This is a genomic window from Polaribacter atrinae, assembly GCF_038023995.1.
Classification (GTDB): Bacteria; Bacteroidota; Bacteroidia; order Flavobacteriales; family Flavobacteriaceae; genus Polaribacter; species Polaribacter atrinae.
In genome coordinates, this window is sequence record NZ_CP150660.1 from 3,083,926 (window position 1) to 3,102,025 (window position 18,100).

General features: G+C 32.0%; 15 protein-coding genes, 2 tRNA genes and 1 riboswitch. Of the genes, 16 read left to right on the plus strand and 1 reads right to left on the minus strand.

Annotated features, from left to right (window positions below):
- Positions 1 to 68 precede the first annotated feature (68 nt).
- The 16 genes from WG945_RS13410 to WG945_RS13485 all read left to right on the plus strand — a co-directional run bounded on the left by WG945_RS13410 (position 69) and on the right by WG945_RS13485 (position 17,103).
- Positions 69 to 2,162: a HEPN domain-containing protein gene (locus WG945_RS13410; RefSeq protein ID WP_068450307.1), complete on the plus strand. Its 2,094-nt coding sequence runs from the start codon at positions 69 to 71 to the stop codon at positions 2,160 to 2,162.
- A gap of 16 nt (positions 2,163 to 2,178) precedes the next feature.
- Positions 2,179 to 2,949, plus strand: coding sequence for a uroporphyrinogen-III C-methyltransferase (gene cobA, locus WG945_RS13415; RefSeq protein WP_068450309.1), 771 nt, complete (start codon positions 2,179 to 2,181; stop codon positions 2,947 to 2,949).
- 4 nt (positions 2,950 to 2,953) lie between these two features.
- On the plus strand, positions 2,954 to 3,538 hold the full coding sequence (locus WG945_RS13420; protein WP_068450311.1) for a precorrin-2 dehydrogenase/sirohydrochlorin ferrochelatase family protein: 585 nt from the start codon (positions 2,954 to 2,956) through the stop codon (positions 3,536 to 3,538).
- Position 3,539: 1 nt separating this feature from the next.
- Positions 3,540 to 4,595 carry an NAD(P)/FAD-dependent oxidoreductase gene (locus WG945_RS13425; RefSeq protein WP_068450314.1) on the plus strand — a complete coding sequence of 352 codons (1,056 nt, stop codon included), beginning with the start codon at positions 3,540 to 3,542 and terminating at the stop codon, positions 4,593 to 4,595.
- A 143-nt stretch (positions 4,596 to 4,738) separates the two neighbouring features.
- Positions 4,739 to 5,068: a 2Fe-2S iron-sulfur cluster-binding protein gene (locus WG945_RS13430; RefSeq protein ID WP_068450316.1), complete on the plus strand. Its 330-nt coding sequence runs from the start codon at positions 4,739 to 4,741 to the stop codon at positions 5,066 to 5,068.
- 9 nt (positions 5,069 to 5,077) lie between these two features.
- The gene (epsC, locus tag WG945_RS13435; RefSeq protein ID WP_068450391.1) at positions 5,078 to 5,836 is read left to right on the plus strand and encodes a serine O-acetyltransferase EpsC; all 759 of its coding nucleotides are present in this window, start codon (positions 5,078 to 5,080) and stop codon (positions 5,834 to 5,836) included.
- Position 5,837: 1 nt separating this feature from the next.
- Entirely contained in the window at positions 5,838 to 6,725 is an 888-nt protein-coding gene (gene cysM / locus WG945_RS13440; RefSeq protein WP_068450319.1) for a cysteine synthase CysM, read from the plus strand.
- Between the two features lie 61 nt (positions 6,726 to 6,786).
- Positions 6,787 to 6,910: riboswitch (SAM riboswitch) on the plus strand.
- A gap of 51 nt (positions 6,911 to 6,961) precedes the next feature.
- Positions 6,962 to 7,963 carry a homocysteine S-methyltransferase family protein gene (locus WG945_RS13445; protein ID WP_068450320.1) on the plus strand — a complete coding sequence of 334 codons (1,002 nt, stop codon included), beginning with the start codon at positions 6,962 to 6,964 and terminating at the stop codon, positions 7,961 to 7,963.
- Between the two features lie 274 nt (positions 7,964 to 8,237).
- Positions 8,238 to 10,913: a methionine synthase gene (gene metH, locus WG945_RS13450; protein ID WP_068450323.1), complete on the plus strand. Its 2,676-nt coding sequence runs from the start codon at positions 8,238 to 8,240 to the stop codon at positions 10,911 to 10,913.
- 198 nt (positions 10,914 to 11,111) lie between these two features.
- Positions 11,112 to 11,348: a hypothetical protein gene (locus WG945_RS13455; protein WP_068450325.1), complete on the plus strand. Its 237-nt coding sequence runs from the start codon at positions 11,112 to 11,114 to the stop codon at positions 11,346 to 11,348.
- Between the two features lie 280 nt (positions 11,349 to 11,628).
- Positions 11,629 to 12,585, plus strand: coding sequence for a methylenetetrahydrofolate reductase [NAD(P)H] (metF, locus tag WG945_RS13460; protein ID WP_068450327.1), 957 nt, complete (start codon positions 11,629 to 11,631; stop codon positions 12,583 to 12,585).
- 101 nt (positions 12,586 to 12,686) lie between these two features.
- A complete protein-coding gene (trxA, locus tag WG945_RS13465; protein WP_157603661.1) occupies positions 12,687 to 13,055 on the plus strand; it encodes a thioredoxin in 369 nt (122 codons plus the stop codon).
- A 209-nt stretch (positions 13,056 to 13,264) separates the two neighbouring features.
- On the plus strand, positions 13,265 to 15,823 hold the full coding sequence (locus WG945_RS13470) for a M1 family metallopeptidase (protein ID WP_068450329.1): 2,559 nt from the start codon (positions 13,265 to 13,267) through the stop codon (positions 15,821 to 15,823).
- A 1-nt stretch (position 15,824) separates the two neighbouring features.
- Positions 15,825 to 16,742, plus strand: a complete 918-nt coding sequence (locus tag WG945_RS13475; RefSeq protein WP_068450331.1) for a DUF58 domain-containing protein — start codon at positions 15,825 to 15,827, stop codon at positions 16,740 to 16,742.
- A 63-nt stretch (positions 16,743 to 16,805) separates the two neighbouring features.
- Positions 16,806 to 16,879: transfer RNA gene (locus WG945_RS13480), tRNA-Asp, on the plus strand.
- Positions 16,880 to 17,029: 150 nt separating this feature from the next.
- A tRNA-Asp gene (locus WG945_RS13485) sits at positions 17,030 to 17,103 on the plus strand.
- Positions 17,104 to 17,339: 236 nt separating this feature from the next.
- Here the strand turns inward: WG945_RS13485 and WG945_RS13490 are convergent.
- Complete coding sequence (locus WG945_RS13490; RefSeq protein WP_068450333.1) at positions 17,340 to 18,026, minus strand: Crp/Fnr family transcriptional regulator; 687 nt, start codon at positions 18,024 to 18,026, stop codon at positions 17,340 to 17,342.
- Between the last annotated feature and the right edge of the window lie 74 nt (positions 18,027 to 18,100).

An 18,100-nucleotide genomic window follows, 5' to 3' on the forward strand; every position in this document is an offset into this window, starting at 1 on the left:
ATATTGTAGAAAAGTTGAGGTATTAAATTTCTTAATACTTTATTCTAACTACTTAATACTAAGAAAGAATGCAAAGTTTTAGAACCGAAATAGAGAATCCAGTTGTAGAAAGAGATATTATTGAATTAGCAGATAAAATTGCAGCATTTAATAATTTACAAATAGACGAAGAAAAATTTAGAAGTTTACGTTTAGCAAGAGGTGTTTACGGTCAGCGTCAAGAAGGCGTACAAATGATTCGTATTAAATTGCCTTATGGTAAAGTAATGAGTAATCAATTACGTAGAATTTCTGAAGTTTCTGATGAGTATTCTAGAGGAAGATTGCATATTACAACACGTCAAGATATTCAAATTCACTATGTAGATTTACAAAGAACTCCAGAATTATGGGCGGAATTAGAAAGAGATGATGTTACGTTGCGTGAAGCCTGTGGTAATGTGGTAAGAAATGTTACTGCATCAGAAACTGCTGGAATTGATGTTAATGAGCCTTTTGATGTTTCTCCGTATGCGGATGCATTATATAAATTCTTTTTACGTAACCCTATTTGTCAAGAAATGGGACGTAAATTCAAGGTTTCTTTTTCTTCTACGGATGAAGATACAGGTTTGTCTTATTTACACGATTTAGGATTTATTGCTAAAATAGAAAACGGAGTAAGAGGTTTTAAAGTGATGGTTGCAGGAGGATTAGGTTCTCAGCCAAGACATGCAGAAACTTTATATGAGTTTTTACCTTCAGATAAAATAATTCCAGTAATGGAAGGTGTTTTAAGAGTTTTTGATCGTTATGGTGAACGTAAAAGTAGAGCCAAAGCAAGAATGAAATTCTTACTAAAAGATATCGGTTTAGAAGCTTTTAAAGAATTGGTAGCGCAAGAACAAAATGCAATTGCATTAAAAACGGTTGCAATTGATGCAGAAGGTTATGTTGCGTCAACTCCAGTTTCTGTTGATGCTCCAAAAGTAGAGATAAAAAATCAAGAAGCATTTGAGTTATGGAAATCTACCAACTTAATTCCGCAAAAACAAGCAGGTTATGTAGCTATCGGAATTAAAGTTTTATTAGGAGATTTTTATACGGATAAAGCACGTTTATTAGCAGATTTAGTAGATACATATGCTGCTGGAGAAATTCGTTTAACCTTGCGTCAGAATATTGTAATCCCTTTTGTAAAGGAAGATTTAGTTCCTTATTTCTATCAAGAATTAGAAAAATTAGGTTTTGTAGAAGCGGGTTATAATAAAGCGGTAGATATTACAGCGTGCCCAGGAACTGATACGTGTAATTTAGGTATTGCAAGTAGTACAGGTATTGCAGCAGAATTAGAAAAAGTAATTGCAGCAGAGTATCCTCAGTATTTAAAAAACGAAGATCTTGTTATTAAGATTAGTGGTTGTATGAATGCTTGTGGACAACACAATATGGCAAACATCGGCTTTCAAGGAATGACGGTTAGAACACCAGATAAATTAGTGGCGCCAGCGTTACAAGTTTTATTAGGTGGTGGAAACTTAGGAAACGGAAATGCATTATTTGCAGATAAAGTAGTAAAAGTACCAAGTAAAAGAGGACCAGAAGCATTGCGTAGAATTTTTAACGATTTTGAAGCAAATGCAGATGGAAAATCATTTGTAGAGTATTATAAAGTTACAGGAGAACGTTATTTTTATGATTTATTAAACGATTTACAAGATGTTACTAATTTAACTCAAGAAGATTTTATCGATTGGGGAGAGGCAGATAAATATGTAAAAGAAATCGGAATTGGAGAATGTGCAGGTGTTGTAATCGATTTAATTGCTACCTTGTTTTTAGAAAGTGATGAAAAAATTGAGAATGCTAATGAAGCTTTTGAAAACAAAGTCTATTCTGGAGCTATTTATTATGCATATCAATCTATTGTAAATTCTGCAAAAGCATCTTTATTGGCGGCAGATAAGAAAACAAATACACATGCAAGTATTGTTTCTCAGTTCGATGAATTCTTTATTTCATCAGAAAAGATAGATTTAGGAGGTTCTTTTTCAGATTTGATTTATCAAATTAATAAGTTTGCACCAACAGAAGAATTTGCAAAGAAGTATATTAGCGATGCAAATACGTTTTTACAGAAAGTAAGAGCTTTTAGAAACGCAGAAACTGCAATTGCAGAGTAGGTGATAAAAGAAAAAAATGAGTTTTAAAATACCAAAGTTAACAGTTGTAGGTGCTGGCCCTGGAGATATCGATTTAATTACAGTAAAAGCCATTAAGGTTTTAAAAACAGCCGATGTAGTTTTATATGATGCTTTGGTAAATGAAGAATTATTAGCATATATAAATCCCGATGCGGAACAAATTTTTGTAGGAAAACGTAGAGGGTGTTATAAATATCAGCAAGAACAAATTAACGAATTGATTGTTGCGCGCGCAAAAGCAAGCGGACATGTAGTTCGTTTAAAAGGTGGTGATCCGTTTATATTTGGACGAGGAGCAGAAGAAATGGAATATGCAGCTAGTTTTGGGCTAGAAACAGCGGTTGTTCCAGGAATTTCATCATCAATAGCAGTTGCGGCTTATCAAAATATACCTCTTACAAAACGTGGTAGTGCAGAAAGTTTTTGGGTAATTACAGGAACAACAAAAGATCATAAAATTTCTAATGATATTGAGTTGGCTGCAAAGTCTAACGCAACGATTGTGGTGTTAATGGGCATGAGTAAGTTGCCGCAAATTGTTAAATTATTTCAAGCAGAAGGTAAAAATAATTTGCCTGTTGCAATTATTCAAAGAGGTACTACTTCTAGAGAAAAAATGGGAATAGGAACTGTGGATACCATTGAGAAAATTGTTGCTGATAATGAATTGAAAAACCCAGCAATTATTGTTTTAGGGGAAGTAGTAAAACATCGTCAGGCAATTTTAGATATTCAAGAACAATATGCAAGTACTTTAAAAGAATAGATTTATGGAAAGAAATAATTTATATCCTATTTTTTTAAAAGCAAAAAACCTTCATGTTTTAATAATTGGAGGTGGTTTTGTAGCAGAAGAAAAATTAACGTTCTTATTAAAATCGAGTCCAGATGCAAATGTAACAATGGTTTCTCCTATGTTTAGAGAAGGAACAAAAACATTAGCTAAGAAAGGAAACGTAAAATTGATCAAAGAAAAATATCATAAACGTTACTTAAAAGGAAAACATATTGTTGTAGCAACAACAGAGTTTCCAGAAGTAAACGAAAAGGTTTATAAACATTGTAGAAAGCGAAGTATATTGGTAAATGTTGCTGATAATCCTCCTTTTTGTGATTTTTATATGGGCGGAATTGTAACCAAAGGAAATGTAAAAGTAGCCATTTCTACAAACGGAAAATCGCCAACAACAGCTAAGAGGTTACGTCAATTTTTTGAGGATGTAATTCCTGAAAACGTAGATGATTTAGTAAAGAACCTAAACGAATTTAGAAAAACAATAAAAGGAGATTTCGAAGAAAAAGTGGAAACGCTAAACGAATTCACCAAAGGATTAATAGAGAAAAAAGAATCTTAAGATGATTACAACAGACATACTTATTATTGGAGCAGGACCAACGGGGTTATTTACAGTTTTTGAAGCTGGTTTATTAAAATTAAAATGTCATTTAATTGATGCGTTACCGCAACCTGGAGGGCAATGTTCTGAGATTTATCCGAAGAAACCTATTTATGATATTCCTGCATATCCAGAAATTTTAGCAGGAGATTTAACACATAAATTAATAGAACAAACAAAGCAATTTGAGCCTGGTTTTACATTAGGAGAAAGAGCAGAAACTATTGATAAACAAGACGACGGAACTTTTATTGTTACAACCAATAAAGGCACAAAACATCATGCTAAAATTGTTGCAATTGCAGGTGGTTTAGGTTCTTTTGAACCAAGAAAACCATTAATACCTAATATTGCAGATTTTGAAGATAAAGGTGTTGAGTATATTATTAAAGAGCCAGAATTTTATAGAAATAAAAAAGTTGTAATTTCTGGTGGTGGAGATTCTGCTTTAGATTGGGCTGTTTTCTTGTCTGATGTAGCTTCAGAGGTAACTTTAATTCACAGAAGAAATGAGTTTAGAGGTGCTTTAGATTCTGTAGAAAAAGTACAAGAATTAAAGAATTTAGGAAAAATAAGAATGATAACTCCTGCTGAGGTAAAAGGAATTATTGGTACAGATAAAGTTACAGGTGTTGCGGTAGAGAAAAAAGGCGAAGATGCTTTTATTGTTGATACAGATCATTTTATTCCTTTATTTGGATTGTCTCCAAAATTAGGTCCAATTGGTAATTGGGGGTTAGAAATTGAGAAAAATGCAATTAAAGTGAATAATGCTTTAGATTATCAAACAAATATTCCTGGTATCTATGCTATTGGAGATGTAAATACATATCCTGGTAAATTAAAATTGATTCTTTGTGGTTTTCACGAAGCGACTTTAATGTGTCAGAGTGCATATCAAAGAATTTTTCCGGATAAGAAATACGTTATGAAATATACTACTGTGGGTGGTGTAGAAGGATTTGATGGAACAAGAAAAGATGCACCAAAAGCTGTTGTAAAAGCTATTCAATAATAAAACAGAATATCCTGCAAGGTTTTTTAAATCTTGTAGGTATAAAATGTGTTTATTCTAATTTTTAAATACCTTTTAGTTATAACCAATTTTTGTTAGGTTTGTGTAACTTTGCAGACAATATCAATAAAAGAAACAAATAGATGCAAGACATCAATATAAAAATAACTGATAGAAACGGTGTAATGCACGAAGTTGTAGCACCAACAGACATGGCAATGAACCTGATGGAAGTTGTTCGTTCTTACGAATTAGCAGAAGAAGGTACCATAGGTATTTGTGGCGGAATGGCCATGTGTGCTTCTTGCCAGTGTTATGTAAATTCAGATCATGAATTACCAGAAATGACAGATGATGAAGATGCTATGTTAGCAGAAGCATTTAATGTAGAAGATAATAGTAGACTGGGATGTCAGATACAAATGACACCAGAAATGGATGGTTTAGAAGTAGCATTAGCGCCAGAAATGTAAATGGTTAAAATGAAAGAAACAGAGCAGATAATTACATTTAAAAACTATAGCATGTGTTTAAGAGATGCTGTAGAGATTTTTACGAAACAGTTAATCAATAATTTGTTTGATGAACGTCATTTGTCTGAAAGTGGTGCAGAAACCAGATTAAAGTTTTTAAAAATTTTAGAAAGACTATCCGTAGAAAATGGAGAAAATTTGTGGAATGATTTTGAAAGTTCTTTTGTTTCTATTCGTTATAAATTAGATTTAGATGCTGCTGCTGCAGAAAAAAATGATCCTGCTGCTAAAAGTTTAGAAGAAATTTATTTAGCATATCCAGGTTTTTATGCCATTGCAGTTTATCGTTTAAGTCACCAATTGTTACAATTAGGAATTCCTGTTTTTCCTAGAATAATGAGTGAGTTTGCACACAGTAAAACAGGTACAGATATTCATCCAGGAGCAGAAATAGGAGATTCGTTTTTTATAGATCATGCAACAGGTATTGTTATTGGAGAAACTACGGTTATCAAAGATAATGTGCAGATTTTTCAGGGAGTTACCTTAGGAGGAATTCAAGTAAAGAAAAGTTTAGCATCAACAAAAAGACATCCAACCATAGAAAGTGGTGTTGTTATTTATGCAAATGCAACTATTTTAGGTGGCGATGTTGTGATTGGAGAAAAATCGGTAATTGGAGCCAATGTTTGTATTATGGAATCAGTTCCAGGAAACTCGGTGGTTACAGTACAATCAGAAAATAATATTTTTCAAAAAAGAAATTAAGATGAAAACCAAAAGTATCATAGATTTTGTTGGAAATACACCACTTGTAGAGGTGCAAAATATCTTAAAAAAAGATGGAGTTACTTTATTATTAAAACTAGAAGGGAATAATCCTGGTGGAAGTGTAAAAGATAGAGCAGCTTATTATATGATTTCTGAAGCTATTAAAAGAAAAAATATAAAGAAAGGGGATACTTTAGTAGAAGCAACAAGCGGAAACACAGGAATCGCATTGGCATTAATGGCAAAGGTTTTAGGTGTAAATATGGTATTAACAATGCCAGAAAACTCTACAATAGAACGTGTTAAAACAATGAGAGCTTACGGGGCAAAAGTTATTTTAACTCCTGCAGATAAAGGTATTGAAGGTGCAATTGATTATGCTTTAAAATTGAAATATAAAAAAGGATATTTTCGCTTAAATCAATTTGATAATTTTGATAACCCAAAGGCACACTTTAATACAACAGGTCCAGAAATTTGGAGGGATACAGAAGGAGAAGTTACTCACTTTGTATCTGCCATGGGAACTACTGGAACTATTACTGGAGTTTCTGATTATTTAAAATTACAGAATAAAAATATAACGATTATTGGAGCACAGCCAACCGAAGGAGCTAAAATACCTGGAATTAGAAAGTGGTCTGAAGAATATATGCCTGCTATTTTTAAAGCTAAAAAAATAGATCAAGTATTAGAAGTAAGTGAAGAAGAAGCAAAAGAGATGACTGTTCGTTTAGCAAAAGAAGAAGGTATTTTTGCAGGTATGAGTAGTGGAGGTGCAGTTGCTACCGCTTTAAAAGTTGCTAATTCTATAGATAAGGGTGTAATTGTAGCTATTATTTGTGATAGAGGAGACCGTTACTTGTCTTCAGATATCTATGAATAAATTATAAAAACAAAAAAAAAGTTCGTTACTTTGTAACGCAAATTAGTTCATTTATTTAATATTGTTATCAAGAAAGGTTGAGGGATTAGACCCGAGGAAGCCTTAGCAACCCTTTATCTTTAAAGAAGGTGCTAATTTCTACTGATTCTTTCTGAACTAGGTTCAGATCTTCAGAGAGATAACGGAAAAAGTTTCAATTCTTCTTTTCCTGATAACACAAAAATTAATTTTCAGGAATGTCAAATATATACAAAGCTTTACAAGAAAGAATTTTGGTTTTAGATGGTGCAATGGGTACTATGCTACAAGCCTATAAATTCACGGAAGATGATTTTAGAGGAGAACGCTTTAAGGATTATCCAACACCATTACAAGGTAATAACGACTTGTTATCTATTACCCAACCAGAGGCAATTAAAACCATTCATGCTAAATATTTTGAGGCAGGTGCAGATATTATAGAAACCAATACTTTTTCTGGAACCACTATTGCAATGGCAGATTATCAAATGGAAGATTTAGTGTATGAACTAAATTATCAATCTGCAAAAATAGCCAAAGAAGTAGCTAATGAGTTTACAGCAAAAGAGCCACACAAGCCACGTTTTGTAGCAGGTTCAATTGGTCCAACAAACAGAACTGCAAGTATGTCTCCAGATGTAAATGACCCTGGTTACAGAGCTGTTACTTTTGATGAATTAAGAATTGCTTACAAGCAACAAACAGAAGCTTTGTTAGATGGTGGAGCAGATTTGTTGTTGATAGAAACAGTGTTTGACACTTTAAATGCAAAAGCAGCTTTATTTGCCGTAGAAGAGGTAAAGGATGAAAGAAATATCGAGATTCCAATTATGTTGAGTGGTACCATTACAGATGCTTCAGGTAGAACCTTATCTGGACAAACTGCAGAAGCATTTTTAATTTCTGTATCTCACATACCGTTATTATCTATAGGATTTAATTGTGCTTTAGGAGCCAATTTATTGCAGCCGCATTTACAAGCGATAGCTAATAAAACAGATTTTGCTATTTCTGCACATCCAAATGCAGGATTGCCAAATGCGTTTGGTGAGTATGATGAAACTGCGGAAGAAATGGGTGAGCAAATAGAAGAATATTTAAAGAAAGATTTAATCAATATTATTGGTGGATGTTGTGGTACAAGTCCAGATCATATTAGAGAAATTGCAACGATTGCAGCAAAGTACAAGCCAAGAGAATTTGTTGTAAATAAATAAAAGATAAGTGATTTTAGATACAGCCTTTTTAGTATTAAGAAGGCTTCTTTAAACACATTAAAATTAGCTTTTAAAAGGCGAAAATATTATTTCTTTAGAGGAAGAATATGTTTCTCATGAGTTGAAAAATTGTGAGAAATATATTGTGCGAGTAAATAGAGAAATAGTTGAAGATTATAAAGTAAGGTTAAGGGAATTTTTATGAATGTGAACAATAAAAAGAATTATTGCATCATTTTTAGAAACCATTTTTAACTGTAGAACATTATATATAATGAAAGTGAAACAAACAAAATACATGCGTTTATCAGGATTAGAACCTCTAGTCTTGAATGAAAATAGCAACTTTATCAATGTAGGTGAACGTACAAATGTAGCAGGGTCCCGTAAGTTTTTAAGATTGATAAAAAACGAGCAATTTGATGAAGCTTTAGATATTGCAAGACATCAAGTAGATGGAGGTGCGCAAATTATAGATATTAATTTTGATGACGGTTTAATTGATGGGAAACAAGCTATGGTTCGTTTTCTAAATTTAATTGCAGCAGAGCCAGATATTTGTAGAGTACCAATTATGATTGATAGTTCTAAATGGGAAATTATAGAAGCTGGATTGCAAGTTGTGCAAGGTAAATGTGTTGTGAATTCTATTTCACTTAAAGAAGGAAAAGAAAAATTTATTTGGGAAGCAAAACAAATAAAACGTTATGGTGCTGCCGTAATTGTAATGGCTTTTGATGCTGAAGGGCAAGCAGATAATTATGAGCGTAGAATAGAAATTGCTAAAACTTCGTATGATATTTTAGTAGACGAAGTTGGTTTTCCTAGTGAGGATATTATTTTTGATTTAAATATATTCCCCGTTGCTACAGGGATGGATGAGCACAGAAGAAATGCTATCGATTTTATTGAAGCAACACGTTGGGTAAGAGAAAATTTACCAAATGCAAGTGTTAGTGGAGGTGTAAGTAACGTATCGTTTTCTTTTAGAGGAAATGATGGGGTTAGAGAAGCTATGCATTCTGTTTTCTTATATTATGCCATTCAAGCAGGTATGAATATAGGAATTGTAAACCCTGCACTTTTAGAAGTGTATGATAACATTCCGAAAGATTTATTAGAACGTGTAGAAGATGTAATTTTAGATAGAAGAGAAGATGCAACTGAACGTTTATTAGATTTTGCAGATACTGTAAAAGGTTCTAAAGTAGAAAAAACGGTTGATTTATCTTGGAGAGAAAATCCTTTACAAGATAGAATTACACATGCTTTAGTAAAAGGGATAGATGCTTTCATTATTGAAGATATAGAACAAGCAAGACAAGAAGCAACCTCACCAATTGAAGTGATTGAAGGTCATTTAATGATTGGTATGAATGTGGTTGGTGATTTATTTGGAGCCGGAAAAATGTTTTTACCACAAGTAGTAAAATCTGCTCGTGTAATGAAAAAAGCAGTTGGTTATTTAAATCCGTTTATTGAAGCAGAAAAAGGAGATAAGCAAGAGCCTGTTGGTAAGATATTAATGGCTACTGTAAAAGGTGATGTACATGATATTGGTAAAAATATTGTAAGTGTTGTTTTGGCTTGTAATAACTACGAAATTGTAGATTTAGGGGTAATGGTTCCGCCAGAAAAGATTATTGAAATGGCCATTAGTGAACGTGTAGATGCTATTGGATTATCTGGTTTAATTACACCATCGTTAGATGAAATGGTGTATCTAGCCAAAGAAATGCAACGTCAGAATTTTGTATTGCCTTTATTAATTGGTGGTGCAACAACCTCTAAAGCACATACAGCTGTAAAAATTGATACACAATATACCAATGCCGTTGTACATGTAAACGATGCTTCTAGAGCAGTAACTGTTGTGGGTGATTTGTTGAATAAAAAAACATCTCATGCGTATGTTGCTAAAATGAAAAAAGATTATGATGAATTTAGAACCAAATTTTTAAAACGAGGTAAAGAAAAGTCATACATCTCCATAAAAGAGGCACGTAATAGAAAATATAAAATTGATTGGAAAACGTCTGAAATTGTAAAACCTAATGAATTAGGTGTTCAAACTTTAGAGCAATTAAGCTTAAAAGAATTATTACCATTTATAGATTGGAGTCCGTTTTTTAGAAGTTGGGATTTACACGGTAAATTTCCAGCTATTTTAACAGATGAGGTTGTTGGTGAGCAAGCTTCAATAATGTATGAAGAAGCACAAGCAATGATTAAAGAAATTATTGCAAAACAATTGCTAAAACCAAAAGCTGTTTTTGGTTTGTTTGAGGCAAATACTATAAATGACGATGATATTTCTGTACAGAAAAAAGGTGAAGAAATTACCATTTTTAGAACGCTTCGTCAACAATTAAAAAAGAGAGAAGGCATACCAAACCATGCTTTGGCAGATTTTATTGCACCAAAAGAAACTGGGAGAACAGATTATATAGGCGTATTTTGTGTCGGTATTTTTGGCGCACAAGAATTGGCAGAAAGTTATAAGGCTAAAGAAGACGATTACAATGCAATTATGGCGCAAGCAATTGCAGATCGTTTTGCAGAAGCAATGGCAGAATACTTACACAAGCAAGTAAGAACGAAGCATTGGGGTTCTGATTCGGATGAAGGTTTAACCAATGATGATTTAATAAAAGAAAGTTATAAGGGAATACGTCCTGCACCAGGATATCCTGCGTGTCCGGATCATTTAGAAAAAGAAACTATTTGGGATTTACTTAAAGTGGAAGAAAATATTGGTGTTACATTAACAGAAAGTATGGCAATGTGGCCAGCGGCAGCAGTATCTGGATATTATTTTGCAAACAAAGAATCTAAGTATTTTGGTTTGGGTAAAATTACAGATGATCAAGTAACCGATTATTCAACAAGAAAAGGTATTACTAAGGAGAAAGCTAGAAAATGGTTGCATCCAATACTTGCAGAAGAATAAAAATACCTCCTAATATTCCGAAGGTGAATAGTAAATTATACTATTGAGATCCTTCTAGTTTTTACAACTTGAAGAGGAATAAAATAAGAGTTTTATAATAGGGCAAAAAATGGTTGCGTTCTATTTAGTTTAAGAATAATAATTAACCCTGAAAGGGTTTTAAATCCTTTCAGGGCTATTCTGACAAAGAGAGTATATATGGATTTTATAGAATTACATTTAGGAGGTTATGTTATTTCTCATGGTTATGATAAAAATAACAAGGAGATAATGACACATATTCCTGCAGAGAAATTTGGAAAGAAGTTAATTGCAGTTTCTAGAATTAAATCTTTAAGTGAAAAATATATTTTAACAGATTATGTAGATGGGAGATGGATATATTGGGAATATCAAGAAGATTTTGAAGATGTAAAAAAGCTACTAAATAGCTAGCGTTAGCGATTGAAAAGGCATCCTTTTTTTGTTTAAAAAAAGATATAGTGTAAAGCGCGACCCTTGTGGTAACGCCCAAGAAACGAATAAAACATTAAATTAACAATTTGTTACATTTAAATCAATAAATAATACAATAGGAAAGTACATTTTTGCGGAAAATTTAAGAGATGAAAAGATATAGAATAGAATTAAAATTCCTTCTACAGTTTTTATTGTTATCGTTTTCGGCATTAGTTGTTGCTTATTTCTATTAAATACTGAAATAAATTCAGCAGAAATGAAAGTTACAGATCACATTAAAAAAGCAAACGGAAAAACGTTATTTTCTTTTGAAGTAATTCCGCCACAAAAAGGAAAAAATATTCAAGATTTATATAATAATATAGATCCTTTAATGGAATTTAACCCGCCTTTTATAGACGTAACAACTTCTAGAGAAGAGTATGTTTATGTAGATAAAGGAAACGGACTTTTAGACAAGAGAATTACTAGAATGCGCCCTGGAACTGTTGGTATTTGTGCGTCTATTATGCATAAATATCAGGTAGATGCCATTCCGCATTTATTGTGTGGAGGTTTTACCAAAGAAGAAACAGAATATGTTTTGGTTGATTGCCATTATTTAGGGTTGGATAACGTGGTTGCGTTAAGAGGAGATGCTAGAAAAGATGAGTCTTATTTTAAAGCAACTCAAGGAGGTAATGCCTTTGCGAGCGATTTGGTGCAACAAATATCTGACTTAAATAAAGGAAAGTATTTGCATGATGACATTATAGTAGAGCATAATTATGATTTTTGCGTGGGGGTTGCTGGATATCCGGAAAAGCATATGGAATCTCCATCTTTAAATACAGATTTAAAACGCTTAAAACAAAAGGTAGATGCAGGTGCAGATTACGTGGTGACGCAAATGTTTTTTGATAATAATAAGTATTTCGAGTTTGTTAAAAAAGCAAGAGAAATAGGGATAACGGTGCCAATTATACCAGGTATTAAGCCATTGGCAGTAAAAAGACATTTACAGGTTTTACCACAAGTTTTTAAAATTGATTTACCAGAAGATTTAATTGATGCTGTAGAAGGTTGTAAAGACAATAAAGCGGTAAGACAGGTTGGTATAGAGTTTGCTATTCAGCAATCTAAAGAATTAAAAGAAGCTGGCGTACCATTTTTACACTATTACTCTATGGGTAAAAGCGATAATATACAGGCAATTGCATCGAAGTTATTTTAGAGAATATCGTTTTTTATAGATTTTTTTAGGTTGTAAGCATAACTACTATTTATAGACAAATAAGAAAAAGTAATTTTTTAGAAAAGAACAAAGTAAATAAAATGATTACTTTTGTAGTTCGAAATAGAAATAACAATTTTAAAAATATAAAGATGGCATTAGAAATAACAGACGCAAACTTTGACGAATTAGTATTAAAATCTGACAAACCAGTATTAGTAGATTTTTGGGCAGCTTGGTGTGGACCATGTAGAATGGTAGGACCAATAGTTGATGAAATTCATACTGAGTACGAAGGAAAAGCTATTGTAGGTAAAGTAGACGTTGATGCTAACCAAGAATTTGCAGCAAAATACGGAGTACGTAACATACCAACTGTTTTAATCTTTAAGAACGGAGAAGTTGTAGATAAGCAAGTTGGGGTTGCACCTAAAAATGTATATACAGGTAAAATTGATGCTGCTATATAATAAGTAGTATTCATTTTTTTATAAGATAAAGGTTTGGCTAACGTCAAACCTTTTTTTATTTTAGGTGTTTCGTTATTGAGAAATAGATTCTCATAACAAATTTTATCGCTCCTCTAAAATTTACTCTTACTGACAGTTGTAGAATCTAACATTGGGTAATTTTGATTTTTTATCGGGATGTATTGAGGTATTTTAAACTCCAAAATAAAATGAAAACGTATTTATATTTTTTGTGCTTTTTAATTGTAATTTCTTGCACCAAACAAGAGAGTGAATTAAAACTAGAAAAAGGCATCTCTTTTGAATTGGCTCAATACAGAAAGCAGCAAATTGCTGATGTTGTTTATAGTTTAGATTTTAAAATTCCGAAGGAAAGAGATAAAGTGATTGCTTCTAAATTGAGCCTTAATTTTACGATTAATGATCTAATAAATGATGTTTTTTTAGATTTTAATGAAGCTGCTTCAAAGTTGAAGTCTTTAAAAGTAAATGGAGTTACATCTGCAATAAATCATCAAAAAGAACATCTTATCATTGATAAAAAGTTATTGCGTTTGGCTAAAAACTCAATAGAAATACTTTTTGATGCAGGAGAAAACTCATTGAACAGAAACGAAGAGTTCTTGTACACCTTATTAGTTCCGGATAGAGCAAGTACTTTGTTCCCTTGTTTTGATCAGCCAGATATAAAAGCAATCTATAATCTAAAAATTACTGCACCAAAGGATTGGAAAGTTTTAGCGGCTGGTTTTGAGGAAAGCAATTTAGAAGTAGATGGTTTTATAGAACATACTTTTACATCTTCAGATTTAATGACTACCTATTTATTCTCTTTTGTAGCAGGTAAATTTACAGAGGAAACTAAAAACCCTGGTGCTTTTGATATGCGCTTTCTATATCGAGAAAATAATAAAGAAAAAATAAGTGAAAGTGTAGATGAGGTGTTTAACATTCATCAGCAATCAATCAATTTTCTTGAAGAATATACACAAGTCAAATTTCCATTTCAAAAAATGGATTTTGCAGCAATTCCGCCTTTTCAGTATGGTGGAATGGAACATGTTGGGGCTATACAATACAGACAATCGTCTTTGTTTTTAGATAAAAATGCCACGCTAAATTCGAAATTAAGGAGAGCGAAATTAATAGCCCATGAAACATCGCACATGTGGTTTGGAGATTTGGTAACCATGAAGTGGTTTAACGATGTTTGGATGAAAGAAGTGTTTGCTAATTTTATGGCAGATAAAATTATGAATCCTGTTTTTACAGATGTAAATCATGAGCTTAACTTTATGATGTCTCATTACCCAAGCGCGTATTCTGAAGATAGAACAAAAGGAACAAATGCGATTCGCCAGTATTTAGGAAATTTAAAAAATGCAGGTTCTTTATACGGAAGAATAATTTATAACAAAGCGCCAATTATGATGCGCCAGTTAGAATATTTGTTGGGAGAAGAAGCTTTTAAAGAAGGAATTCAAGAATATATAAAAACCTATGCAAACTCTAATGCAGATTGGAATGAGTTGGTTGCTATTTTAGACGAGAAGTCTGAAGGAGATATTAAAAAATGGTCTGATGTTTGGGTAAATTCATCCGGAAGAGCTATTTTTTATGAAGAAGTGGAGTTGAACGAAAAAGGAAACGTAACTAAATTTATCATTCATCAAAAAGCAGAAGACGGTTCTGATAAAGTATGGACACAATCTTTTAAAATTAAATTGATTGATAAAAGAGGATATGAGAAGATCATCAACATCAAAAATATGGGGAAATCTTTTGACATAACACCCGCAGTAAAAGATTTTAAACCAGGTCTGGTTCTATACAATACAAACGGATTTGGTTATGGTGTATTTCCTATTTATAAAAAAGAGATTGGTACTTATAAAGTGGTTAAAGATGCTGTTTCTAGAGGATCTCAATTTATTAATTTATATGAAAATATGCTCATTGGTGAAGTTACTCCATTAGAAATGTATCAAATTTATTTGGATGCCATTCAAGTTGAGAAAAATGAACTAATCATAAGTTATTTGTCAGGTAGAATTCAGACTATTTTCTGGAGCTTCTTAACAGAAGAGCAACAACAAGATGTTCAGAATAAAACAGAACATCAGATATATAAGCTATTAGAAAAAGAATTGCCAAAGAATATTAAGAAAACATTGTTTAAGTTGTATCAAGAAATTGCTATTTCAGAAGAAGGAAAAGAAAATTTATATGAAATTTGGCAAGAAAATAAACGTATCAAAAACGTACTCTTAAATGAGGATGATTTTACTTCCTTAGCTATAAAATTAGCCATTTTTAAGCATCCTAAATCATCTGATATTTTAGATCAGCAACAAGCCAAAATAACCAATAATGATAGATTAGAACGGTTTAATTGGTTAATGCCTTCTCTTTCTGATAATGAAAATGTAAGAGATGATTTTATGAGATCACTTTTACAAAAAGAGAACAGGGAAAAGGAATCTTGGGTAGAAGCTGCATTGAGAAATATACATCATCCATTGAGGCAAAAAGCAGGAACAAAATATTTAAACTCCATTTTAAATGCATTAGAAGAAGTGCAGTTAACTGGAGATATTTTCTTTCCAAAAGGATGGTTATCGAACTCAATTGGTCAATATTCTTCACGGGAAGCAAATGATATTTTAAACCAATTTTTAGTAGAAAACCCTGATTATAATCCTATTTTATTGAAAAAGTTATTACAAACTACAGATAATTTAACAAGAGCTCAAAATATTAAAAAATAAGATGAATTTATCTGAAGTTACATCAGAAATAAAAAACTTAGACCTACTTGCTAAACAAGTGGTAGAAGGTTTTATTACCGGAATTCATAAGAGTCCGTTTCACGGGTTTTCTGTAGAATTTTCTGAACATAAATTATATAACAAAGGAGAAAGTACACGGCATATAGATTGGAAATTGTTTGCAAAAACAGAAAAGTTGTATACTAAAAAGTATGAGGAAGAAACCAACCTAAGATGCCATATTATTATAGATAATTCTGCTTCTATGCATTATCCTATTGTTGGGAAGCAAACGGTAGGGAATTTAAATAAAGTGGGGTTTTCTGCTGTAGCTGCGGCATCTTTAATGGAAATTTTAAAAAGACAGCGAGATGCAGTGGGGTTAAGTATTTATGCCGATTCGTATGAATATTATGCACCTGAAAAGGGGAGTGAGCGTCATAGAAAGATGTTGTTACATCAATTAGAAGAATTAATGGTTTCTAATTCTAAATCGACTACAGAAACCTATAAATACTTACATGAAATTGCCGAGAAAATACATAGACGCTCTTTAATTTTTGTTTTTACAGATATGTTTCAAGCAAATAAAAACAATGAGGCACTTTTTGAAGCTTTAAAACATCTTAAATTTAATAAACATGAAGTTGTTTTGTTTCATACTTATGATGGTGAAACAGAATTTAACTTCAATTTTGACAATGTTCCAAAAAAGTTTGTAGATGTAGAAACTGGTGAGGAAATTAATTTATATGCAGAAAATGTTCGAGAAAAATATAAAGAATTGATTGAAGGTTATTTTAATGAGTTGAAAAGTAAATGCTTACAATATAAGATTGATTATGTACCGGTTGATATTCATAAAGCATACAATACCATTTTGACTTCTTATTTAACTAGTCGAAAAAAAAATAAATAATTTTTCTTATTTTTTGTTGTGTATGTAAAAATAGATTGTATATTTGCAACCGCTTAAAGCAACGGTCTGGTAGTTCAGCTGGTTAGAATACCTGCCTGTCACGCAGGGGGTCGCGGGTTCGAGTCCCGTCCAGACCGCGAAAAGCACTTCATTTATGAGGTGCTTTTTTTGTGCTTAAAATTTAGGTAGTACATATTTTGGTTGTTCTAAAAAAAAATAAATAATTTTTCTTATTTTTTGTTGTGTATGTAAAAATAGATTGTATATTTGCAACCGCTTAAAGCAACGGTCTGGTAGTTCAGCTGGTTAGAATACCTGCCTGTCACGCAGGGGGTCGCGGGTTCGAGTCCCGTCCAGACCGCGAAAAGCACTTCATTTATGAGGTGCTTTTTTTGTGCTTATAAGTTTCATTAGAATCTTAATAGTTTGCCATGGTATTGCGCTTTAGGTTTTGAGAGAGTTTTGAGGTTATTAATTCCTTTTCGCTGTAGAAAAGTATTCTATAATATTTTTGATTCAATCAGCTTGCTGTAAAAACGTAAAAAGGCGCATTGTTAAATGCACCTTTTTTATATATGAAAATGAAATGCTCTTGCTTTAAAAACCTTGAGCAATTTTATCTAATTCAGCACTATTCAATATTGAAATATCCTTTCCTTTAAACTCAATAATTTTTTTCTTTTTTAATTCAGATAACAAGCGAATTGCAGACTCTGTGGCTGTTCCTATAATGTTAGCAATATCTTCTCTAGAAAGGTGAATATCTATAGTGTTTTCTGTATTTGTACCAAATTTTTTATGCAGATTTAAAAGTGTTTCCGCTAAACGTTGTTTTACCGTTTTTTGCGCCATATCTACAATAACGTTATCAGCCTGTTTTAAAGTTTGTGCCATATCTTTAAGCACATCCATTGTAAAGTTTGGGTTTTTAGATAAATCTTTTAAAATTTCTTCTTTAGGAATAAAACAGATTTCCATATCATTTAAAGCAACTGCTTTAAGGTTAGATGCTTCGTCAGAAATTAAACTTCTCTCTCCTAATAAATCTCCTTTAGTAACCAAACCAATAATTTGATTTCTACCATTTTCACTCATTTTAGAAATCTTGCAAACACCATCTTTTATGCAGAAAATACCTTTTAATCGCTCTCCTTCCTCAAAAATAGCTTCTCCTTTTTTTATAATTTTAGATGTTTTACAGTTAGAGATCTTAACCAATTCTTCTTTAGTTAAGTGTTTTAAGGAATTAAATTGACGAATAATACATTGCTCACATTTACTCATAATGACTAACGGTATTTGGATGTCAAATATATTAAAAATGTGATATATATCATGTTCTAAAACATGATTCTTAT